The sequence below is a fragment of the Labrys sp. KB_33_2 genome, from assembly GCF_052114505.1.
Taxonomy (GTDB): Bacteria; Pseudomonadota; Alphaproteobacteria; order Rhizobiales; family Labraceae; genus Labrys.
Genome location: NZ_JBFREW010000022.1, coordinates 1 through 22,628 on the forward strand (window position 1 = coordinate 1; position 22,628 = coordinate 22,628).

The 22,628-nt window shown below is 63.5% G+C and carries 17 protein-coding genes; 11 read left to right on the forward strand and 6 right to left on the reverse strand.

Annotated elements, in window-relative coordinates; all coding sequences use genetic code 11:
* Positions 1-182 (forward strand): hypothetical protein (locus AB4037_RS29835; protein ID WP_441773972.1); only part of this gene is annotated, 182 nt, incomplete at its 5' end.
* Between the two features lie 89 nt (positions 183-271).
* Here AB4037_RS29835 and AB4037_RS29840 read toward each other — a convergent pair.
* A complete protein-coding gene (locus AB4037_RS29840) occupies positions 272-3,967 on the reverse strand; it encodes an AsmA family protein (protein WP_441773973.1) in 3,696 nt (1,231 codons plus the stop codon).
* A gap of 723 nt (positions 3,968-4,690) precedes the next feature.
* Here AB4037_RS29840 and AB4037_RS29845 point away from each other — a divergent pair.
* Positions 4,691-4,852, forward strand: a complete 162-nt coding sequence (locus tag AB4037_RS29845) for a hypothetical protein (RefSeq protein ID WP_156771335.1) — start codon at positions 4,691-4,693, stop codon at positions 4,850-4,852.
* Positions 4,853-5,164: 312 nt separating this feature from the next.
* Here the strand turns inward: AB4037_RS29845 and AB4037_RS29850 are convergent, their stop codons facing one another.
* Positions 5,165-6,577, reverse strand: coding sequence for an FAD-binding oxidoreductase (locus AB4037_RS29850; protein ID WP_441773974.1), 1,413 nt, complete (start codon positions 6,575-6,577; stop codon positions 5,165-5,167).
* 302 nt (positions 6,578-6,879) lie between these two features.
* On the opposite strand from AB4037_RS29850, the gene AB4037_RS29855 reads away from it, so the two are divergent.
* Positions 6,880-7,398, forward strand: coding sequence for a thioesterase family protein (locus AB4037_RS29855; protein ID WP_441773975.1), 519 nt, complete (start codon positions 6,880-6,882; stop codon positions 7,396-7,398).
* On the opposite strand, the gene AB4037_RS29860 is transcribed toward AB4037_RS29855, so the two are convergent.
* Positions 7,381-8,190 (reverse strand): DUF817 domain-containing protein, encoded by an 810-nt coding sequence (locus AB4037_RS29860; RefSeq protein ID WP_441773976.1) that lies wholly within the window; start codon positions 8,188-8,190, stop codon positions 7,381-7,383. The genes AB4037_RS29855 and AB4037_RS29860 overlap by 18 nt on opposite strands.
* A 32-nt stretch (positions 8,191-8,222) precedes the next feature.
* On the opposite strand from AB4037_RS29860, the gene AB4037_RS29865 reads away from it, so the two are divergent.
* The 4 genes from AB4037_RS29865 to AB4037_RS29880 all read left to right on the forward strand — a co-directional run bounded on the left by AB4037_RS29865 (position 8,223) and on the right by AB4037_RS29880 (position 12,766).
* Entirely contained in the window at positions 8,223-8,402 is a 180-nt protein-coding gene (locus tag AB4037_RS29865) for a hypothetical protein (protein ID WP_441773977.1), read from the forward strand.
* A gap of 108 nt (positions 8,403-8,510) precedes the next feature.
* A complete protein-coding gene (locus AB4037_RS29870; RefSeq protein ID WP_441773978.1) occupies positions 8,511-9,482 on the forward strand; it encodes an ABC transporter substrate-binding protein in 972 nt (323 codons plus the stop codon).
* A gap of 231 nt (positions 9,483-9,713) precedes the next feature.
* Entirely contained in the window at positions 9,714-10,790 is a 1,077-nt protein-coding gene (locus tag AB4037_RS29875; RefSeq protein WP_441773979.1) for a quaternary amine ABC transporter ATP-binding protein, read from the forward strand.
* The gene (locus AB4037_RS29880; RefSeq protein ID WP_441773980.1) at positions 10,787-12,766 is read left to right on the forward strand and encodes an ABC transporter permease; all 1,980 of its coding nucleotides are present in this window, start codon (positions 10,787-10,789) and stop codon (positions 12,764-12,766) included. Before AB4037_RS29875 ends, AB4037_RS29880 begins: the two co-directional genes overlap by 4 nt.
* A gap of 204 nt (positions 12,767-12,970) precedes the next feature.
* Here AB4037_RS29880 and AB4037_RS29885 read toward each other — a convergent pair whose 3' ends face one another.
* Positions 12,971-13,612, reverse strand: a complete 642-nt coding sequence (locus AB4037_RS29885; RefSeq protein ID WP_441773981.1) for a LysE family translocator — start codon at positions 13,610-13,612, stop codon at positions 12,971-12,973.
* Positions 13,613-13,713: 101 nt separating this feature from the next.
* On the opposite strand from AB4037_RS29885, the gene AB4037_RS29890 reads away from it, so the two are divergent.
* Positions 13,714-14,631 (forward strand): DMT family transporter, encoded by a 918-nt coding sequence (locus AB4037_RS29890; RefSeq protein ID WP_441773982.1) that lies wholly within the window; start codon positions 13,714-13,716, stop codon positions 14,629-14,631.
* A gap of 140 nt (positions 14,632-14,771) precedes the next feature.
* Entirely contained in the window at positions 14,772-17,132 is a 2,361-nt protein-coding gene (locus tag AB4037_RS29895) for an ATP-dependent helicase (protein ID WP_441773983.1), read from the forward strand.
* Between the two features lie 205 nt (positions 17,133-17,337).
* On the opposite strand, the gene AB4037_RS29900 is transcribed toward AB4037_RS29895, so the two are convergent.
* On the reverse strand, positions 17,338-18,699 hold the full coding sequence (locus AB4037_RS29900; RefSeq protein ID WP_434955766.1) for a dicarboxylate/amino acid:cation symporter: 1,362 nt from the start codon (positions 18,697-18,699) through the stop codon (positions 17,338-17,340).
* Between the two features lie 367 nt (positions 18,700-19,066).
* The gene (locus tag AB4037_RS29905) at positions 19,067-20,302 is read right to left on the reverse strand and encodes a cytochrome P450 (RefSeq protein ID WP_441773984.1); all 1,236 of its coding nucleotides are present in this window, start codon (positions 20,300-20,302) and stop codon (positions 19,067-19,069) included.
* Positions 20,303-20,397: 95 nt separating this feature from the next.
* Between AB4037_RS29905 and AB4037_RS29910 the strand changes: the two genes are divergently transcribed.
* Together AB4037_RS29910 and AB4037_RS29915 are read left to right on the forward strand one after the other, a co-directional pair.
* Positions 20,398-21,567: an aminotransferase gene (locus AB4037_RS29910; RefSeq protein WP_441773985.1), complete on the forward strand. Its 1,170-nt coding sequence runs from the start codon at positions 20,398-20,400 to the stop codon at positions 21,565-21,567.
* Between the two features lie 82 nt (positions 21,568-21,649).
* A complete protein-coding gene (locus tag AB4037_RS29915) occupies positions 21,650-22,573 on the forward strand; it encodes a 50S ribosomal protein L11 methyltransferase (protein ID WP_434955763.1) in 924 nt (307 codons plus the stop codon).
* Positions 22,574-22,628: the final 55 nt, after the last annotated feature.

Here is a 22,628-nt window from a genome sequence, read left to right on the forward strand (position 1 = left end):
GCGCGAATGGCCGTGCGCGAATGGCCGTTCTCAACAAAGCTGACAATCCGATCGCGAAGATCCTGAGAATAGCTCCTGCCCATGATCCACCTCCAATAACGGTGAATCACAAATTGCCCTCCAAGGGAATCGCCGATTCCAGTTTCAGATCCGACGCTCTAGATCTGCTGTCTTGTGTGTAACGCAAAATAGACGGCCTTATAATACCACCCGCAACCACCGACATCTGCTTTCAACCTGGAATAGCGGTAAGCAACGGCCCTCCCCCGCCTCAGGGGCCGATCGGCGGTGATCCGATGGGAGCCTGCGGCAAGGCCGGCCCGGAATTCGGCAGAAGCGGGGCTGGCACCACCGTGGTGTGGCCGGGGGTTACCGACGAGGCGGGCAGGTTTTCGAGAGAAGGCAATTTCACCGGCGGCACGCCGGGAAGCCCGGCCGTGGGCGCCAGCGGGACCCCCGCCCCGCCCGTTGCCGGCACCGGTGCTCCCGGCCTCAGTTGCAGAGGTGGACTGGTGGGTGCCGGGACCTGAAGCTGGGCTTTCCGACGCGCATCTTCGATCGCCTTCTGCATCTTCAAGGCTTCCGCGCGACGCGCGTCCTCCTGAGCCTTCTCCTCGATCCGCCGTTGTGCCTCCAATACCTCGAGTTTGCGGGCCTGCTGTTCGACACCGCGAATACTGAGCCAGGCGACAAGGCTCGATACATCGACCTGCTTTTGCAAGGCGTCGATGGTGCCGCGCAATTGCACCGGGATGATTGGGGCCGGGCCCCCGAAGCCATCGGCCGGATTGGTGGGGGAGAGCGCGATGTCGGCCTTCACCGTCAGGTCCGAGAGATCCAGCAGACCGGAGAGGGCAATGCTGCCCTGCGCCGAGGTGGCTCGGGTCGAGGAGAGACGGAGCACGCCGCCCGCGAGCGAGAGATTGCCGTTGATCGTCCCGGTCTTCAGCGGAGCTTCATCCAAGCTGCGTTCGAAGGCTTCCCTGACGTGACCGGCGTCGCCGGAAAGTCCACCATCTACCGCCACCACCGTCTGGCCGAAGGCCTTTTCGGAGAGCCCCGCCAGCGATGCCTGGGCAAGTTCGGCGGTTCCTCCCCCCGTGAGGGAGGACATCAACGCGTCGGGCGAGCGGCCATTGCCCTGGAATTCGACGCCCATGGCCAGTTCGCCAGAAAGCTGACGTCCCTGCAGCGCGACCTTGTGCAACGAGAAATGTCCGCTTGCGGCAGTATCGAGGGCGGCATGCGAAAGCTGGAGGGCACCGCTGACATCACCGCCGGCGAGTTTTGCAGCAAAATCATCGACGGCCACCTTGCCATTGCCGAAATTCAGCACCGCGCGCGCATTGTCGAGTTCGGGCAGGCGTCGAGACAGGCGCAACGTCTTGGCCGAGACGGAGAGCCGACCTGCGAAGGCATCGAAGGTTCCCGCACCAAAGCTCTCATCGGAAAAGGCATTGCCATTGGTGTTCCCCGCGCCCAGATCCGCTCCCGAGAACAGCGAGCCGAGCAGTTGCCCATCAGCCTTGAGAAAATTCAGGCGACCGTCGAGGCGCGTCGGCTTGCCGGCATTGATGGTGAGCGCTCCGCTGACCGGCATGCCGAGCACTGTCCCCGTCAGATCATCGAAGACATAACGACCTGCCCTGGCACGAAAACCGGAGTCCAGCGTGGCACTCTGGGAAGGAACCACGCCCGGAAGCGGCAGGCTCAGTAGCTGGGCCGGCACCAGCGCATCGTCGGTGCTGGCCGTCAGGCGCCCGTCGAAAGCCGGCGCTTCGAGTGAACCGGTCATCTTGCCGGTACCGGAGAGTTGCAGCCCCGCTCCTTCGAAACTGGCGTTCCAACGCATCGCGCCGTTGAGCGGACCCGACAGGGCCATCTCCAGCGAGGCACGCCCGGGCACGGAACCCACCGCATAGTCGAGCCCAGCCTGGCGCATCAGCGTGGCGACGTCGAGGCTGTCGGCCTTCACCCTGATATCGGCGTTCTCGCCTGCGCCCGTGCCCGCGAATTGGGTGTCGAGTTGCAGAACGCTGCCGCCGAACTTGCCGTCGACCGAATAACGCCGCGCAGCCCCGAAGGCAACGGAAAGGCTGGCATTGGCCGGCGAGAGCGAGGCCGCGCGGGCCGCAAAGGCATTGACCCAGAAAACCGGCAGCGTGCTGCGCTTGAGCGTGGTAGCCAGCCCCGAAAGATCCTTGCCGTTCAATACGATGCGGATCTCGCCCTGTGGCTCGGCACCGATATTGTCGATGCGGCCATTGGCGGTGAGATTGGCGCCGCCGAGGTCGTTGACGACCACATCCTCGAGCGCGATCAGCTTGCCGCCCGCCTTGATATGCCCACTGACCGATTTGGCCTCGATTCCCGACAGGGCCAACGCTTCCGCCTGCAAGCGGATATCGGCTTCGCTGAACAGATCGCTGCTGCCGGGCAGGAGAGCGGCCACCGATGGCAGCACGTCGAGATCGATACGCTGCGCGGCCAGATTGGCTTCGACCCGCCCGGCGGACCGGCCGTGTGCCAGGCGGTTCCAGGCCAGCCTGCCCTTGACCGCGGCATCGTCGATGGCGAGGGTCAGCTGCGAAAAGTCCACCTTGTCGGCGTCGGCGTCGAGGGCTGCCTTCAGGGACAGTTTGCGGGCGGCATCCGGCCGCCCCAGAACGGGCTGGCCCTGCAGCCAGCCGATCAGGCCGGTGGCCTGGCCCGATTTGAGGTCGAGATTGCCCTTGAACCCGCCTCCTTCGTCATTGACGTCGCCGGCCAGCAAGAGATGGCTCTTGCCCGGCAATGTCGCCTCGAGACGATCGACCTGCAATTTCCCCTCGGCAACCCTGAGGCTCGCCCGGGCATTCTGGATCAACTCGCCGCCCAGCATGAGGCCATCGGCGGCAAGATCGATCTGGGCGTTGGTGGCGGCTCCGGCAAGCGTCGGTACGGTCCTGGCAAGCCTGGCCAGCACCGCGGCCGGTGGCTGGCGCTTGTCGGGGCCGATACCGGCGAAACGATCGAGTTCGAGCTGCTTGCCGGCAAGGTTCGCCTCCAGCACCGGCGTGGCGCCGAAAGCCAGGTTCACGCTGCCGGCAAGCTTGAGGGCCCGCTCGTCCGGCCCAAGCTGGATCGACACCTTGTCGGAGGCCACGCCTGCGGGCGTGGCGGTCACCGGCCCCGACATACTCCAGGCCAATTGCTCGCCAGCGGCCTGATCATCCGGCCCCCCTTCTCCCGCCGCCTTCGCGGAGAAGGTCGGACGCAGCAGCGTCGCCATCCCGACAAAGGTCGGCTTGCCACCCTGAAGCTTGACCTGACCGTCGAGATCGAGCGTCACCGGCTTGTCCGCCGGCACCGCGGTGATGCGCAGATTGAGGCTGCCCTTCTCGGCAACGCCCGTCGCGATCTTTATCGTATGAGGCACGCCGGCGATCTTGATGCCGCCCTCGGCCTTGTAGGGACCGAGTACCGAACCGGATTCACCGACCAGATTGATGCCGGTCAGGCTGATGTCCTGGCCGTCGACCTTGTTCACATAATGAAGCGATCCGCCGCTGACCTCGAAGCTTTCGACCGCGGCCCCGAGCGACACCGGATATTTCGAAAGGGGAGCGATTGTCCCCTCGTCATCGGCCGCTACCGACAGGGCGGGATCACGCACCACCACATTGGAAAGATCGACATCGCCGCGCAGCAGGCCGCCGAGGCTGACGTCTCCATCGATGCGCGCAACGTTCAGCCTGGTAGTGCCATAGGGGTCTCCGATGCTGACATCCGAGAGCGAAAGCCAGGGCTGGGGCAAGAGGCGCGCTTCGATCGGGCCACGAATGATGACGGTTGTGCCGAAATGCTGCGTGAGGCGGTTGCCGATATCCTCGCGCCAAGCGTTCCAGTCGACGTAGAGGGGCGCGGTGAACACAGCCGCGAACGCCACGATCAACAAAAATCCGATAACGGTGAGCGCCTCGCGCACGCCGCACGTCCTTTCCAATGCCTTTGCAATCCAGTACCGGGAATCGCAAAGGTGCCTCCAAACGAAGGGTTAGAGCAAAATGCGTTCCGTCAGAACACGCTTTGCCCTCGACCGCCAAATGTTTCACCCCGCCGATGGCGCCACGGTGAATCCGGTTTCGAGGTCCCTTCCCTGCCAGCGACGACCATACGCGAAAACCGCGGCGAGACGAAACCGGGAACGTGGAGAAACTGTGGTCCCGGGTCACTGCACAGGGCGGCGGGAGATGGTCCCAAACGGTCGAAATCCCGATCGAAACTTTCATTATGAACAGATTCGGCAGCAATTGTCTTACGAACGACCCGCCATGTTCACATTTTCACCAAGTCTTTAGATTTCATTAAGACCCGTACAAAATTTGTGCTATGACATCCTCCGCCGGAATAAATGCTAAAGCATGAGCCGGCTGGGCTGTGCCTGAATGCTCCCCTACAAAAGAATGAGCAGCGGGCGAAAAAGGGGCGGTCGAATTCGTGGCCGTTCGTCACAACAGCGTCGCGTCAATAGAGGAACGGTATCTCTCGCTTTCAGTGAGGTGGGTACACAATGTTACGCTTGATCAGCTCCGTCGGAGTCGTATTGGCGTTAGGTGTCTTCGGCGCAGGCTTCTATACGGTTGGGACTAGCACGGGGCAGTCTCCGTTGGCCCGTAGTGAGCCGACAAGCCGTGTAGCAGCAGCGAACATGCTGGTTTTTCTTTCGGTGGACAAGCAAACACAGCAGGCTGGTTATCTCGACGGCCGGCCCGTTCCTTCCGGTTTGACGATGCCGATCATCGTTCGTGTCAAACCCAAGGACGCTACTGAAGGAAAGGCCGCTGGTCAGCCGGTGGTGGTGACGCCATAGGAGAGGATAGATTCAACGGCCAAAGCGTTTTGCGATTGGACAGGATCGCAAAGACGCGTCGAAACGGGAGTTAGAGCAGGAGAGCGTTGAGCCATAAACGCACTTTGTTCTAGGAGGGACCGGGCCGGAACTATCCTTGAGCAAACAGAGCCGGGCCCGATCGCAGGCAAGGTTCAACAGGCACCCGGATACGTGCCCAAGATGAATGAAGACGATGGGCGGATGTTTCGAGGAGAAGCATCCGCCTGTTGCTTTTTGCGGCGGTTCCTGAAGCCGGTACGCTCGAACGGGTGTCCGGCTCCGGCAGGCCGCTCAATCGGGAAAGATCTTGCCAGGATTCATGATGCCGGCCGGATCCAAGGCCTGCTTGATCGCCCGCATCGCCGCCAGGGCCGGGGCACCGTGTTCGGCCTTGAGATATTTGCGCTTGCCCTGCCCCACGCCATGCTCGCCGGTGCAGGTCCCTTCCATGGCCAGCGCCCGCTCCACCAGCCGTTCGAGAAAGCCCTCGCAGGCAGCGACCTCGCGAGGATCGCTCATGTCGATCATCGGCTGCACGTGGAAATTACCGTCGCCGACATGCCCGACGATCGGCGCGATCAGACCGGTGGCATCGATGTCCCGGCGGGTTTCGGCCACGCATTCGGCTAGGCGCGACAGCGGCACGCAGACATCGGTGGCAACGATCTCCGCGCCCTGCCACATGGACTTGACCGCCCAATAGGCGTTGTGGCGCGCCGCCCATAGCTTGGTGCGCTCCTCGGGCTTGGTGGCCCAGGTGAAGGGACCGCCGCCGAACTCGGTCGCGATTTCGCCGAAGCGTTCGGCCTGCTCGGCCACGCCGGCATCGCTGCCATGGAATTCCAGGAACAGCATCGGGGTCTCTGGCAAGCCCAGGCCGGAATAGGCATTGGCCGCCTTCACCATCAACGTGTCGAGCAGTTCGATGCGCGCCACGGCAAGGCCGGACTGGATGGTGGCGATCACGGCATCGCAGGCGGCCTTCTCACTGCCGAAGGGACAGATACCGGCGCTGATGGCCTCGGGAATGCCATGCAGGCGCAGGGTCACTTCCGTGATGAGGCCAAGCGTTCCCTCCGAACCGACGAGCAAGCGCGTAAGGTCATAGCCGGCCGAGCTCTTCTTGGCCCGGCTCGCCGTCGAGACGATCTCGCCATTGGCCAGCACCGCCCGCAGCGAAAGAACATTATCCTTCATGGTGCCATAGCGCACCGCATTGGTGCCGGAGGCACGCGTTGCCGCCATGCCGCCCAGGGAAGCGTCGGCACCGGGATCGATGGGAAAGAACAGCCCCTGGTCGCGCAGATAGTCATTGAGCTGCTTGCGCGTGACCCCCGGCTGCACCACGGCGTCGAGATCCTCGGCATGCACGGCAACGATGGCGTTCATGCGGCTGGTATCGACGGAGACGCCGCCTTCCGGTGCATTGACATGCCCTTCCAGACCGGTTCCGGTGCCGTAGGGAATGATGGGCACGCCATGGCCGGCACACAACCTGACGATATTAGCCACTTCATTTTCATTCTCAGGGAAAACCACGGCATCCGGCGCCTGGGCGGGCAGCCAGGTCAGCGTGCTTGCATGCTGGTCGCGCAAAGCCTGGCTTGCCGAAAAGCGCGGACCGAATTGTCCGGCCAGGGCATCGCAGACGGCAGAGAGATCTTCGGGCTGGTAGCGCCGGGAATTTGCGCCGGAATTGACCATAATATGTTACTTTGTCTTGAGGTATCAGCCATTTGGCATACACTGACTTGGAAGCCCTGCGCCAGAGGGTATCGCGATCGTGATCGATCGTCGCCCATCCAGTGTGGGCAGACCTGGAACGAGACTGAATATCCGAGCCTGCCCAACAGGTTCGGATATTCAGTTTGAAGTGGGTGAGAGGGCAGAAGATCGAGGGCTTTTTGCGACTACCAAGAGTCGTAGAGGCACCGCAAAACAAGGAGTTAGAAGCAAAAGTGCGTTTTTTTCAAAACGTGCTTTGCTCTAGTGGCGTGGAGGCGGAAATGTTTGACACCAGCAAATTGCCAGCATTGTTCTTCGCGCCGTTCGTATCGTCACAGATGCGCATCGAGCCCCATTGGATCGACTATAACGGCCATCTGAACATGGCCTATTATCACGTCCTGTTCGACAACGCCCTTGGCGAAGCCCTGGCGCTCGTCGGTCTGGGGGAGGATTATATCCGTGAGCGCGGCATGTCCTTCTTCACCGGGGAAGTACACGTTATCTACAAGCGTGAACTTCACCTCGACGATCCCGTGCGTGTGCGCTTGCAACTGGTCGGCTATGACGAAAAGCGTCTGCATATCTATGAAGAACTCTGTCATGCCACCGAAGGCTGGGTGTCGGCCACCTGTGAACTGATCTCGCTCAATATCGACATGGCGACCCGGCGGGTGGCTCCCTTCCCTTACGACATCATCGACAATCTCGCCGAGATGCGCTCCTCGCATGGCTATCTGCCCACGCCCGAGATCGTCGGCCGGGCCATCCGCACCCCGGCGCTAGTCAGCCGGCAATAGCCGGCGGGCGCTACGCGCCAGCAGCACCGGCCGGTGCACCAGCGACACCAGCACGAAGCTGACGATCATCAGCAGATACCAGGCCCCGAGCTTGCCGAAGGAAACCAAGGCGAAGCCGTGGCGCTGGTTGGGATAGATCCAGACCTGGCCGAAACTGCCGATGTTCTCGGCGATCCAGATGAAGAAGGCAACCAGGAAGAAACCGAGCAGCAGCGGCATGGAGCGCGGTTCCCGGTCCACCGTAAAATAGATCTGCGTGCGCCAGAACAGGATGACTATGGCGGCGAACAGGCCGAGGCGGATATCCGGCAGAAAATGGTGGGTGAAGAAATTCACATAGATCAGTCCGGCCAGCAGGATCGTCCAGCGCATGCGGGGATAGAAACTGTAGCGGAAGTCGAACAGGCGGGCCGCGCGGGCGATGTAGCTGCCGACGGCCGAATACATGAAGCCCGAGAACAGCGGCACTTCGCCGATCTTCAGCAGGCTCGGCTCGGGATAGGCCCAGGAACCGGCCTGCGTTTTGTAGATCTCCATGACGGTGCCGACGACATGGAAGACCGCGATCACGGCGGCTTCTTCCCAGGTCTCGAGCTTGAGCGCAAGCAACAGGCCCTGGATACCCAGTGCCGCAAAGCAGAGGAAATCATAGCGGCTGCCCCAGGCTCCCTCGGGATAATAGAAGCGCGTTGCCAGGATGAGGGCGAGAAAGGAACCGCCGAACAGGCAGGCCCAGCCCTGCTTGAGGCCGAAGAGCCAGAATTCGCGAAGGAAGAGCCTGAACATTGCCATGCCCAATCCTTGCAGGCGCGTTTGCAGCCTCGATGCAGATGCAATGGCGCGCCCGTGAAATCCGGGCGCAGGATCGGCGTACGCCATGGCGGAAAATGAGCGCACCGCTGCGCCGCATTTTCGAGCAAAGCGCCCAAATAATCACCATCAACGCTTTGAAATATAAACAATATTCTTGGCACGAAAATAACTTGCCCAAGGGCTTTGTCTGAGCGACACTTCCAGGATCGGCATTGGCGACAGACCTTGGGCGGAAGACCTCGCCCCACAAGAGGCACAAGCGCCGGCCGGCCATTCAGAGAGACGGAAGGGTGCCTATTATGGACTGCCTGAAAGTATTTCGACGCAGCGGCCTTGCGGCCGTGGCGGCCGCTTTGCTCGTGGGAATTTCACCGGCCTCGGCGGCTTCGCCGGAATCCTCCGATCCCATCAAGATCGCCTTGTTCGATTGGACCAGTGTCAATCTCAATGCCAAGATCCTGGGCGGCATCCTGGAAAAGCTGGGATACACCGTCGAATATCCCACCGCCGACTATCTCTCCAGCCTGTCGACCGGCCTTACCAATGGCGATCTGACCCTCGGCGTCGAATTTTGGGACACCACCGCCGGCGAGGCCATGAAGGCCTCCGACGCCACCAAGCAGACCGAACGCCTGGGCAAGCTTGGTCCCAAGGCCAAGGAGGAATGGTGGTACCCGATCTATATGAAGGAGAAATGCCCCGGTCTGCCCGATTGGAAGGCTTTGCTGGACCCCAAATGTGCCGAGGCCTTCTCCACGCCCGATACCGCTCCCAAAGGCCGCTACCTCGGCGGACCCGTGACCTGGGAAGGCTTCGATGACGAGCGCGTGGCAGCCCTGAAGCTGCCCTTCACGGTCATCCATGCCGGCACGGACGGTGCCATGTTCGCCGAGCTCGATTCCGCCTATCAGCGCAAGGCCCCAATCATGCTGTGGATCTATTCGCCACATTGGGCCACGGCGAAATATCAGGGCGAATGGGTGAAATTCCCCGAATATGAGCCGGCCTGCTACACCGATCCGAAATGGGGTACCAACCCGGATGCCAAATATGATTGCGGCAAGCCGCATGGCGAGATCTGGAAATATGCCTGGGCCGGCATGAAGGACAAATGGCCCGTGGCCTACAAGGTTGCCAAGGCCTACACGATCGAGACCGACGAACTCAACAAGCTGAGCGGCCAGGTCGATCTCGAAGGCAAGAGCCTGGACGAGGTCGCGGCCAAGTGGGTCACCGACCACGAAGCGGCCTGGAAAGCCTGGGCCCAATGACTCGCCGAGACGGGCGAGCCTGGAGAAGCTGAACGAAAAATCGCAGGAACCTCAAGGTTTTTGTCGTCACCGGGCTGTCCCGGAGATCCTTGCGCCCTCCAGGCTGCGGCATCTGGATGCCCGGGACAGGCCAGGGCATGACAAAATCAGAACACCCGCGTTCTGGCCTCGATTTCCAAGTCAGGCTCCGGAGGCCCGTCCCTCAATCCCCGATGCAACCAAGAGGCACCGATGCAAGCCGCGATCGCTTCGCCAGGCCCGGACACCGCCACACGCGCCGTGAAGCTGGCCTGCCGCGACGTCTGGAAGGTTTTCGGCCCAAATGCCGCCCGCGAACTGGCCCGGCACGGCCAGCGACCGACGGATGAGGACCTTGCCAAGGCAAGCCTGGTCGCCGCCGTGCGCGAGGCCAGCCTTACCGTGCACGAGGGCGAGATCTTCATCATCATGGGGCTGTCCGGCTCGGGCAAATCTACCCTGCTGCGTTGCCTGGCCCGATTGATCGAGCCGACCGCCGGCACAGTCGAGTTCGACGGCAGGAATCTGCTCAAGGCCAGCGAGGCCGAGATGATCGAACTTCGCCGCCACAAGATGGGCATGGTGTTCCAAAACTTCGCCCTGCTGCCGCATCTGAGCGTGATCGAGAATGTCGCCTTTCCGCTGGCCGTCCAGGGCATCGCCAAGGCCGAGCGACTGAAACGAGCGCAGGACATGGTCGATCTGGTCGGCCTGCGCGGCCGCGAAGGCTTCTATCCGCGCGAACTCTCAGGCGGCCAGCAACAGCGCGTCGGCATCGCGCGCAGCCTCGCCACCAAGCCCGAACTCTGGTTCCTCGACGAACCCTTCTCTGCTCTCGATCCGCTGATCCGCCGGGAGATGCAGGACGAACTCGTCCGGCTGCAGAAGGTGCTGCACAAGACCATCGTCTTCATCACCCATGACTTCGACGAGGCGATCCGCCTCGCCGATCGTGTCGCCATCATGAAGGATGGCGCCATCATCCAGACCGGTACGCCGGAGGAACTCGTCACCCGGCCGGCAACCGACTATGTCGCCGAGTTCACCCGTGACGTCCAAAGGGCGAAGGTGGTTTCCGCCCGCGGCCTCATGCGTCCCGCCCAGCCCGGTTCCGCCTATGCCGGCAATCTCGCCCCGGCGGACAAGGTCTCCTCTTTCGCCGCCGACATCATCGGTGCCGCCGCGCCCTTCGCGGTCCGCGATCCTGCCGGCGCCCTGCTCGGCGAGGTCATGCCCGACGCCGTGCTCGATATCCTGACCGGCGGCGACCAGCGCAGGAACGCCGCTTGAGCAAGTCAGCCCCCCTTTCCCTCGCTCAACCGCATACATCGCCTGGTGGCCGGGTAACGACCTGGACCGTGATCTGGTGCCTTGCTTTCCTGCTCGCCATCACGCTCTACTTCATGAGGTCGAATGCAGGCTGGCTTTCCGCCTGGCCCGATGACTGGGTCATTCCCTTCGCAGGTTGGATGTCGGCCGTCATGGCCTGGATGAAAAGCAATCTGAGCTGGCTGACACGGGCGATCGCCGCCATCCTCGACCTTCCTCTCCAGATTGCTTTCGGATTGCTGGCCAAGCCGTTGAAATTATGGGGCATCCCGCTGCCGACATTATCCTGGCTGGGCGTGATCTCAGCGGCGATCATCGCAGGCCATGCTGCCGGAGGGCTGCGGCTCGCGGCCCTGATGGCGGCCTGCTTTGGCTATATCGCGCTTTTCGGCCAGTGGCAGGGGGCCCTGCTTACCCTCGCTTTGATCCTGATCTCGGTGCCGCTTTGCGTGCTGACAGGCCTGTTGTTCGGCGTCGCCGCCTGGCGTTTTCCGAAGCTGGATCGGCTGGCGGTCACCCCGGCCCTCGATCTGATGCAAACGATCCCGACCTTCGCCTATCTCATCCCCATGTTGATCCTGTTCGGCAACAGCCCGGTCTCGGCGATGATCGCCACTTCGATCTTCGCCACGCCGCCAATGGTGCGGGCCACCATGGTGGCGCTGTCCCGGATTCCCTCCGAGATCGCCGATTTTGCCGTCATGGCAGGCTGCACGCCGCGCCAGAAGCTCTGGCGCGTGCTGATCCCCACGGCGCGGCCCATGCTCATGGTCGGCGTCAACCAGGTGATCATGCTGGCGCTGAACATGGTGATCATCTCCTCGATGATCGGCGCGGGCGGGCTCGGCTATGACGTGCTGCTGGCCCTGCGCGCCCTCAAGATCGGCCAGGGCATGGAGGCGGGCTTCGCCATCGTGGTGCTGGCCATCGCCCTCGATCGGCTCTCGCAGGCCTTTGCCTATCGCGGCGGCCAGCCCGTGCATCGGGAGGGCAGCGGGCTCTTCGCCCGCCATCCCCATCTCGTCCTGGCGCTGGCTCTGCTGATTGCAAGCACGCTGGCCAGTCTCGTCTTGCCGGCTCTCGCCAAAATCCCCTCGGGCTGGACCTTGTCGACTGCGCCGTGGTGGAAGGCGGGCGTCGATTGGATCACCGTGCATTTCTTCGACGTGATCGAGGCCCTGCGCGTCGGGCTTCTCGTTTATGTGCTCAACCCGGTCCGGGCCTTCTGCGAAGCCATTCCCTGGCTCGCCGCCCTGGTCCTGCTGGTGCTGGCGGGTTACCGCCTTGCAGGCTGGCGCCTCGCCGCCCTCATCGGCTTGCTCGTGCTTTTCTGCGCCTCGTCCGGGCTGTGGCAGAAGACGATGTCGACCGTCTATCTCTGCGGCGTGTCAGCGATCCTCGCCACGCTGATCGGCATGCCGATCGGCGTCTGGGCCTCGCGGAGCGACCGGGTGTATCGCGTGATCGAACCTGTAGTCGATACCCTGCAGACCCTGCCGTCCTTCTGCTTCATCATTCCGATCGTGATGCTGTTCCGGGTTGGCGACGTCACTGCCCTGATCGCCACGGTCTCCTTCGCCGTCGTCCCAGCCATCCGCTATACCAATCATGGCCTGCGGCAAGTGCCGCCGACCCTGATTGAAGCAGCGAAGACGGCCGGTTGCACGCGCTGGCAGACCTTCCGCCTGGTGCAATTGCCGATGGCGCTGCCCGAGATCATGCTCGGCATCAACCAGACCATCCTGCTGTCGCTGAGCATGATCATCATCTGCGCGATGATCGGCACGCGCGATCTCGGCCAGGAGGTCTTCATCGCCCTCGCCAAGGCGGATGCCGGCCGCGGCATCGTCGCCGGCCTTGCCATCGCCTTCATCGGCATCGTCGCCGACCGCCTGATCGGGGGCGCCAGCGCCAAGGCGCGCAAGCGTTTGGGGTGATGCCAGCTGTCATGGGGAGTTCGACGAACAAGTGTAGCTGCCATCCTCGGCCGAGCAGCTTACGAGCATCGCGAGGAAGCGCGAGGGGAAGGGGATCCAGGAGGTGAGGTGGCGCATTTGCCCCCTGGATCCCCTTCCCTCGCCACTGCGTGGCTTGCCGGGGATGACAGCGTGAAGCGACTACCTATTTCCCGGGTTCTCGCTTTACCCGCGCGCGGAATCCGCCAGGCCGCGCGCGCCATCGAGCAGCGATTTCAGGCCGAAACCGATGAAGACGACGCCGACGATCCGCGTCACCCACAGGCCATGGCGTGCGAAGAAAGTCCGGATCGGCTTGAGGCCGATGGCGACATAGAGGACGAAGTCCGCCGCCACGAAACCGAGAAAGGCGGCCACGATCAGGCCGGGCGTCGCGCTCCAGGTGATGTGATCGCCATAGGGCGCCACCAGCGCCCCGAAGGTGGCGAGTGCCACGGGATAGGATTTCGGGTTGGTCAGGCCGAAGATCACGCCATTGACCAGAGGCCGGTCGGCGCCGATCACCGCAGCCTTGCAGTCCCGGCGCGTCATCACGGCCCTCACCCCCATATAGATCAGGTAGAGGCCGCAGCCGATGCCTAGGATGTCGAACAGGGTCGGGCCGATCTGGCTCACCCCGACAATCGCCGCCAGCGCCGCCACCGACCATAGGATATCGCCGACGAGATGACCGGTCATGAACCAGGCGCCGGGCGTGCGTCCCTTGGCGGCACCGAGCGCGAACAGGGCCAGGAAGGCCGGCCCGGGCGAAATCGTATAAAGGAAGCCAGCGAAAAAGGTTGCGGTGAGCAGGGAAACATCGAACATGGGAATCGGCTTGGCGGCTAGAGAAGTTTTCATAGCGCACGGCCGGCGTCCCGACGCAAGCGGGCATGCGTTCCCCCTTCCCAGCCCGTACAAGCTTGTTCATGCCTGTCTCCAAGACGTCCGAACCTCTCATCCTGCTGCTGGCGACCGGCACCTTTCTTGGGCTCAACTTCCCGCTCGGCAAACTGGCCGGCGCGGCCGGCATCCAGCCGGCGGTGTGGACCCTGCTGATCTCGACGGGCTGCGCCCTCGTCATCGGCGCTGTCCTGGCGCTCAAGCGCGAGACCTTTCCGCTGACACCACCTTATCTGCGCTTCTATGCCATTGGCGGCACGATTTCCTATGCCATCCCGAATTTCCTGGTCTATCTGACCATTCCGCATCTGGGCTCGGGCTATGCCTCGATCATGTTCACCTTGTCGCCGATCATCACCACGATCCTGGCGACGGCTCTGAATGCGCGGCGCCCGAATTTGCTTGGCGTCATCGGCATCCTGATCGGTTTCGTCGGCGCCATGCTGATCGTGCTCGGCAAGGGGCGGGTCGGCGATGCCAGTTCGCTGTGGATCGGCATCGGCTTCCTCATCCCCCTCTCGCTCGCCATCGGCAATGTCTACCGCACCCTGGACTGGCCGCCGAATGCCCGCCCGCTGCCCCTGGCGGTCGGCACCAATCTCGCCTCCTCCCTGGTGGTTTCGGCCGCTTTGCTGCTTGCCAATGGTGAACTCGGCCTCACTTCCCTCGCCGAAGCCCCGCTGCTCAGCGTGATCCAGGTCGCAGCGAGCGCTGCGATGTTCGCCGTCTTCTTCCGCCTGCAAATGGCGGGCGGGCCGGTCTATCTTTCCCAGATCGGCTATGTCGGCGCTGCGGTCGGGCTGGGCAGCGGCACCTTTTTTTTGGGCGAGCACTATGACCTGCTCACCTGGCTCGGCGCCGTGGTGATTGCCGTAGGCGTCATCGTCACCACCATTGCCCAGCGCGCGCCGTCGACAGCGCCAAGCGCGGTTGGGAAAAGCTGAGGCCGAGGGCGCACCCAGCCTCCTCTTAACCGATACGCGGCGCAACTGTTGACGCATACCGATGGGAAGTGCTCGCAATCTCGACGCGCCTCCCCATCTAAGTCATTATCCGGCAATCCAGAATCACGCGAAAATCCGATTTGTCCGATCCCCGTTCCCCTTCCCTTGCCCATCAGCCGGCCGCCGGCGGCATCGCTGCGCGCGCCATGGCCGCCGCAAGGCCTGCCGCCTATCTCACGGGCTTGAACCCTGAACAGCGCGCGGCTGTGGAAACGCTGGACGGCCCCGTACTCGTGCTGGCGGGCGCCGGCACCGGCAAGACGCGTGTGCTGACCACTCGCATCGCCCATATCCTCGCCACCGGCCGTGCCGCCCCCCACCAGATCCTCGCCGTCACCTTCACCAACAAGGCGGCGCGGGAAATGCGCGAGCGCATCGGCGTTCTGATCGGCCAGAGCGTGGAAGGCATGCCCTGGCTCGGCACCTTCCATGCCATCGGCGTGAAGATCCTGCGCCGCCATGCCGAGCTGGTCGACCTGAAATCCAATTTCACCATCCTAGACACCGATGATCAGGTCCGCCTGATGAAGCAGGTGATCTCAGCCGCGGGAATCGATGAAAAGCGCTGGCCTGCCCGCCAGCTTGCCCATGCCATCGACGGCTGGAAGAATCGTGGCCTGACGCCGGCGCAGGTCCCTGCGGGCGAAGCCATGTCCTTTGCCAATGGCAAGGGCGGCGAGCTCTATGCCGCCTACCAGGCCCGGCTCAAGACCCTGAACGCGGCCGATTTCGGCGATCTCCTGCTGGAATCCATCCGCCTGTTCCGCGAGAACCCGGGCGTTCTGGCCGAATATCACCGCCGCTTCCGCTTCATGCTGGTGGACGAGTACCAGGACACCAACGTCGCCCAATATCTATGGCTGCGCCTGCTGGCCCAGACGCCGGCGGGCGAAAAGCCGAATCTGTGCTGCGTCGGCGACGACGACCAGTCGATCTATGGCTGGCGCGGGGCGGAGGTCGACAACATCCTGCGCTTCGAGAAGGATTTTCCGGGCGCAACCGTGATCCGGCTCGAGCGCAATTACCGCTCGACCGGCCATATTCTCGGCGCGGCGGGGCACCTGATCAGCAACAATGAGGGGCGCCTCGGCAAGACCCTGTTCACCGACGACGAGGAGGGCGAGCGCGTCACCGTCGCCGGCTCCTGGGATTCGGGGGAGGAAGCCCGCGCCATCGGCGACGAGATCGAGGCGCTGCAGCACAAGGGCCACGCCCTCAACGACATCGCCATCCTGGTGCGCGCCTCTTTCCAGATGCGTGAATTCGAGGATCGCTTCGTCACGCTCGGCCTGCCCTATCGCGTCATCGGCGGGCCCCGCTTCTATGAGCGCGCCGAAATCCGCGACGCCCTCGCTTATTTCCGCGCCACCATGCAGCCGGCAGACGATCTTGCCTTCGAGCGCATCGTCAACGTGCCCAAGCGCGGCCTCGGCGACGCCACAGTGCAGATCCTGCACGACTATGCCCGCCATAACGGCGTGCCGATGATGCAGGCCACGCGGGTGCTGGTGGAAACCGAGGAACTCAAGCCCAAGCCGCGCCAGACGCTCGGCGCCCTGATGGCCTCCTTCTCGCGCTGGGCCGCCCAGAGCGAGGTGCTCGGCCACCAGGAACTGGCGGAACTGATCCTGGAGGAATCCGGCTACACCGACATGTGGCAGAAAGACCGCACGGCCGAAGCCGCGGGCCGGCTGGAGAACCTCAAGGAACTCGTGCGCTCGATGGAAGGCTTCGAGAACATGGCCGGCTTCCTCGAGCACATCTCGCTGGTGATGGATGCCAGCGAGGAAGGCGCCAGCGAGGACAAGGTCTCGATCCTGACGCTGCATGGGGCCAAGGGCCTCGAATACGAGACCGTGTTCCTGCCCGGCTGGGAGGAAGGCCTGTTCCCGCACCAGCGCTCGCTCGACGAGAACGGCCGCGCCGGCCTGGAAGAAGAACGGCGCCTCGCCTATGTCGGCCTCACCCGCGCCCGCCGCCGCGCCAAGGTCTGGTTCGCCTCCAACCGCCGGATTCATGGCCTGTGGCAATCGACCATGCCGTCGCGTTTCGTCGACGAACTGCCTGCCGCCCATGTCGAGGTGATGGAAGCTTCCAATTCCTACGGCTCCGGCGGCTCGCTCGGCATGAGCCGTTTCGACAAGGCCCAGCCTTTTTCCGGCTCGAACTATTCGACGCCGGGCTGGCAGCGGGCCCAGCACAACATGGCGTCCGGATTCCGTACCACCCAGGCGCCGCTTCGCCGCGAGCCCCTGACCATCGAGGGCGAATTGGTTGCCCGCTCCACCGGCACGGCCTCGGCCTACAAGGTCGGCGCCCGCGTCTTCCACCTGAAGTTCGGCTATGGCGAGGTGGCTGAAGTCGACGGCAACAAGCTCACCGTCGATTTCGACAAGGCCGGCCGCAAGCGTGTGGTCGACAGCTTCGTCGAGGCTGCATAGAGCTGGTTTTCGAGCCAACTAAGGCGCGACCAGCCTTCTCCCCTTGCGGGAGAAGGTGGACCGGCGAAGCCGGGCCGGATGAGGAGTACCAGCACCCATCCTTCACGGTCCCATATCCCCCTCATCCGCCCCTTCGGGGCACCTCTAGTCAACTCAAGAGAGTTGACGACACCCGCAAGGGGAGAAGGGTTGGTCGTAGCTCCCCTCATCCCTTGGCCGGCACACCGGCATCGAGATTGTCGATGCCGCCGGCCTGGTTGAAGCGGGCCTCGTCGAGGATGCCCTGGCGCTTGGAGACCAGCAGCGGCACCAATGCCTGACCGGCGACGTTGACCGCCGTACGGCCCATGTCGAGGATCGGATCGATGGCGAGCAGGAGGCCGACACCGGAGAGCGGCAAGCCCAGGGTCGACAGCGTCAGCGTCAGCATCACGGTGGCGCCGGTGAGGCCCGCGGTGGCGGCCGAGCCTATCACCGAGACGAACACGATCAGCGCGTAATGCTCGATGCCGAGCGGGATCTGGTAGAACTGGGCGACGAAGATCGCCGAAATGGCCGGGTAGATCGCCGCGCAGCCATCCATCTTGGTGGTCGAGCCGAGCGGTACGGCAAAGGCGGCATATTCGCGGGGCACGCCGAGGCTGCGCTCCGTCACCGCTTCGGTGACCGGCATGGTGCCGACCGAGGAGCGCGAGACGAAGGCAAGCTGGATCGCCGGCCAAGCACCCGCAAAGAAGCGAGCCGGGCTCAGCCCATGCAGCACCAGCAGCAGCGGGTAGACGATGAGCAGGACGATGGCGAGGCCGATATAGATGGCGAGCGCATACCAGGAGAGCTGCCCCAGTGTCTGCCAGCCATATTGCGCCACGGCCTTGCCAAGCAGGCCGATCGTGCCGATCGGGGTCAGGCGGATGACCCACCACAGGATCTTGCGCACGATGGCGAGCAGCGACTCGTTGAAGGTGAGGAAGGGATTGGCCCGTTCGCCGACGCTCAGGGCCGCCACGCCGACCGCAATGGCGATGACCAGGATCTGCAGCACGTTGAACTGCAGCGAGGTGGAGGCAGCGCCATCAACGAGCTTGGTCGAGGCCTGGATGCCAAAGATATTGGCGGGCACCAGGCCCTTCAGGAAATCGAGCCAGGAACCGGTGGTGGCCGGCGCCTTGGCCGTCTCCGCCAGCACGCTCGAATGCAGGCCCGGCTGGATGATCAGGCCGAGAGCGATGCCGATCAGCACGGCGATCAGGGCAGTGATGGCGAACCACAGCAGCGTCTGCCAGACCAGCGCCGCGGCATTCGACAATTTACGCAGATTGCCGATCGAGGCGACGATTGCAGTAAAGACCAAGGGTGGCACCAGGGCATAGAGCAGCTGGACGAAGATCGAGGCGATCGTCGTCAGCGTCTGCACCAGCCAGTTCGGGTTGCCCGTTACGTCTGGCCCAAGAGAGCGGGCGTAAAGGCCGAGCGCCAGTCCCACCACCATGGCGGCGAGCACCTGGAAACCGAAGGAGGCATAGAAGGGCTTGGCTGCCGCCGCTTGCGGGCTGGAGGGGGTTGCCATGATCAGTCCCTTGCAATGTGTCAATGACAATATAACACAGTGTGTATGTTATATATTTGCAATATCCATAACATGAGCGGATTTGAAAGAAAACGACAGCCAAGACAAAGCTGACACGCCCCTCGTGCAGGGCTTGCTCCTGGGATCGCAGGCGTCCTCGTCCATGGGCGCTAACTTCGGGTGGTGGCACCAGATTGGAGGGTCGATCTCCAGATCGACCATCTTGGAAATGTCGAGCCAGATAGAGGACAAAGGTGGTCGATCTCGCTCCATCAATTGATGGAGCTGTGGAGATCGACCCTCCCGCTACCTGCGCCTCTGGCCGCCAAGTTAGCGCCCATGGGCGAAAACGCCTGCGATCCCAGGGTTACCAGCTCAAATCCAGCGCCTTCAGCCCGTGGAAATGATAGGTATCGGCATAAACCGGCGTTCCCTCCAGCCGCAGGCCGGGCAGCCGTTCGAACAGGATCGGTACCGCGACCTCCAGTTCCAGCCGCGCCAAGGGCGCTCCCACGCAGAAATGGATGCCGCCGCCGAAGCTGACATGAGGCGGACGCTGCCGCGTCATCAGGAAACGCTCGGGCTCCTCGAAGCGCTCAGGATCATGGTTGGCGGCACCGAGCAGCAGGCCGATCTCATCGCCCTTGCGGAAGGTGGCCGGCCCGAGCGTCACGTCCTCCAGCGCATAGCGCTTGAACATATGGAGTGGTGGATCGAAGCGCAACATTTCCTCCACCAGCCCCTCGCCGCCCGCCAGCACCGCCTCACTGTCAAGACCGGCCTGCAGGATGGACTTTACGCCATTGCCGATGGCATGCACTGTCGCCTCATGGCCGGCATTGAGCAGGAGGATGCAGGTGGAGATCAGTTCCTCCTCGCTGAGCCGGTCACCCTCGGCTTCGACGGCGATGAGGTGGCTGATGAGGTCGTCGCGCGGCTCGGCCCGCCGCCGCTCGACATAGCCGCGCAGGAAGGAGGAGAAATCTTCAGCTGCCGCAACGGCTTGATCCTCGATGCTACGGCTGCGGCTGAACTGATACATCGCCACCATATGGTGCGACCAATCGAGCAGCTGCGGCGCCATCTCGACCGGCACGCCCAGGAGTTCGGCAATCAGGATCACCGGGATCGGCGTGGCGAAGGCCCCGATCAGATCGACGCTCCCTCGCCCCTCGAAACCGTCGATCAATTGGTAGGCAAGGGCCGCGATCCGCGGCCTGAGGCGCTCGACCTGTCGGGTGACGAAGGCCCGATTAACCAAAGTGCGCAGCCTCGTGTGAACAGGCGGCTCACGCTCCAGCATGGAATGGGCATCGACGGCATCGAAGGGCGCCAGATGAGGCTGCGGCTCCGGCCAGCCGAGTTCGGCGCGAGTGGCCACGTGGAGCACCTCGCGCCCAAAGCGCTTATCGCGAAAGAGGTCGAACACCGTCTGGTGCGAGGCCGCGCACCAGCAGCCATATTCCTCCCAGAAGAACAAGGGGCATGCTTCGCGGATGGCCCGGTAGGTGGGATAGGGATGCTGCACGAAGGCAGCATCGGTGGGGCTGAGCGACACGGCCGCGCGGGCGGCATCGATCCTGAGGCTGGGTGGCAAAGACATGGGAGAAGGCGTAGGAGATTCCTGCGACAATGTCATCGCCGCGGCCATCTGGAATCCACTTGTCAGGTCAATGCGCCGCAGGCATTTAAGGGCCCATGAGCACGCTGCCCGCCATCAATCCCAATCTCCTCGACACCGCCACCCCGCCGATCCCGGAAGCGCAGGCCTGGGCGCGCGACTATGACGGCGCGGCGGGCCCGCTGATCGACCTCTCGCAGGCGGTTCCGGGCTATCCACCGCATGCGGAGCTGCTGGAGCGGCTCGGCCGCAATGCAAGCGCGGCATCGAGCGCGAGCTATGGCCCGATCGAGGGCGATACGGTTCTGCGCCAGGCCTATGCCGCGCACCTCTCCAGCCTCTATGGCGGCAAGGTCGACTGGCAGACCGTCTCGATCACCACCGGCTGCAACCAGGCGTTCTTCGTCGCGGCCCTGGCAGTGGCCAAGGCGGGTGACTCAATCCTGTTGCCGAGCCCCTGGTACTTCAATCACAAGATGACGCTCGACATGCTCGGCATCGAGGCTCGGGCATTGTCCTGCCCGCCTGAAAACGGCTTCGTGCCGGATGTCGAGAGCGCCGCCGAACTGATCGATCCCACCACGCGGGCGATCCTGCTGGTTACGCCCAACAACCCGACGGGCGCCGTCTACCCGCCTGAAACCATCGAAGCCTTTGCGCGCCTGTGCCGGGAACGTGGCCTCTTCCTCATCCTGGACGAGACCTATCGGGACTTCGTCGCCGGTAGGCCGCACGGACTCATCGCTTCCGGTGATTTCGACAACACGCTGATTTATCTCTACTCCTTTTCGAAGAGCTACTGCATTCCCGGCCATCGACTGGGCGCGCTCGTCGCCGCCCCCGCCGTGGCGGCCGAAGTCGGCAAGGTTCTCGACACGTTGCAGATCTGCGCACCGCGCGCCGCCCAGGCCCCCGTCGCCTGGGCCATCGACGGCCTGACGGAATGGCGTGAAGCCAATCGCCTGGAAATCGACAGGCGGGCAGCCAGCTTCCGCGCGGCCTTCGAGGGCATCAACGGCTGGCGGATCGATGCGATGGGCGCCTATTTCGCCTTCCTGCACCATCCCTTCCATGGCCATACCGCCGCGAGCGTGGTCAAGGAGTTGGTGGAGAAGGCCGGCGTGCTCTGCCTGCCGGGTCCCTATTTCGGCCCAGGCCTCGAAGGACATATGCGGGTCGCCTTCGCCAATGCCGGCGTGGAACAGTTGCGGGCCCTGCGCGAACGCTTCCAGCGTTTCGGCGGCTAGGGAGCTTGGGGCTGCAGGAAACAACATCGCGTTAATCGCGATTTCCGTTGCCCTTCGGCGATCGGCGCGATAGCCAAGCGACATGCTCGAAGGTCTTCATCCCAACAATCCCACTCATGTCGCGCGTATCGTCACCGACGAGATGCGCGCCCGTCGCATCGCCGACCTGCTCGGCGAAGCCTTCGATCCCACGGAAACGGCGATTGCCGCCTTCGAGAGGGAAGACGGCACGGCCAAGCCCCCCTGGCTGGTCGAGGTCTATTTCCGCACCGAGCCGGACGAAGCTTCCGTAAGGGACCTGATCGCGCTGGCGGCCGGCCCTGACATGGAGGTGATCTTCGACGCGTTCGGCGACAAGGACTGGGTCGCCGCCTCCCTCGAGGGCCTCGCGCCAGTCAGTGCAGGCCGCTTCACCGTCCATGGCAGCCACGATCGGCAGCACGTGCCTGGAAACACCATCGGCATCGAGATCGAAGCGGCCCTGGCCTTCGGCACCGGTCATCACGGCACCACGCGGGGCTGTCTCCTCGCTTTGGACGATCTCCTCAAGCGCAAGCGCCCGAGCCGGCCGCTCGATATCGGCACCGGCACCGGCGTGCTCGCCATCGCGGCTGCGCGCGCCCTGCGCCTGCGCGTCCTGGCTTCTGACATCGATCCGGTTGCCATCGCCACCGCGCGCAACAATATCCGCTTCAACAAGGCCGGAGCCTATGTGGAGAGTTTCGTGGCGCGCGGCACCACCGCACGCGCCATGCAGACCAACAAGCCGTTCGATCTGGTCTTCGCCAACATCCTCATGGGCCCGCTGGTCCGCCTGGCGGCACCGATGAGCCGCCTCCTGGCGCCCGGCGCCACAGTGATCCTCTCGGGTCTGCTCCACTCCCATGCCAATGCCGCACTGGCGGCATATCGCGCCCAGGGGCTGCATCTCATCCGCCAGATCAAGATCGACGAATGGACAACGCTGGTGCTGTCGTATGGCGGTGGCAAGCCAAAGAAGCTGTGAGCAAGCAAAACCATTCCCTTCTTCCCTTGCAGGAGAAGGTGGCGGCCGCCGGATG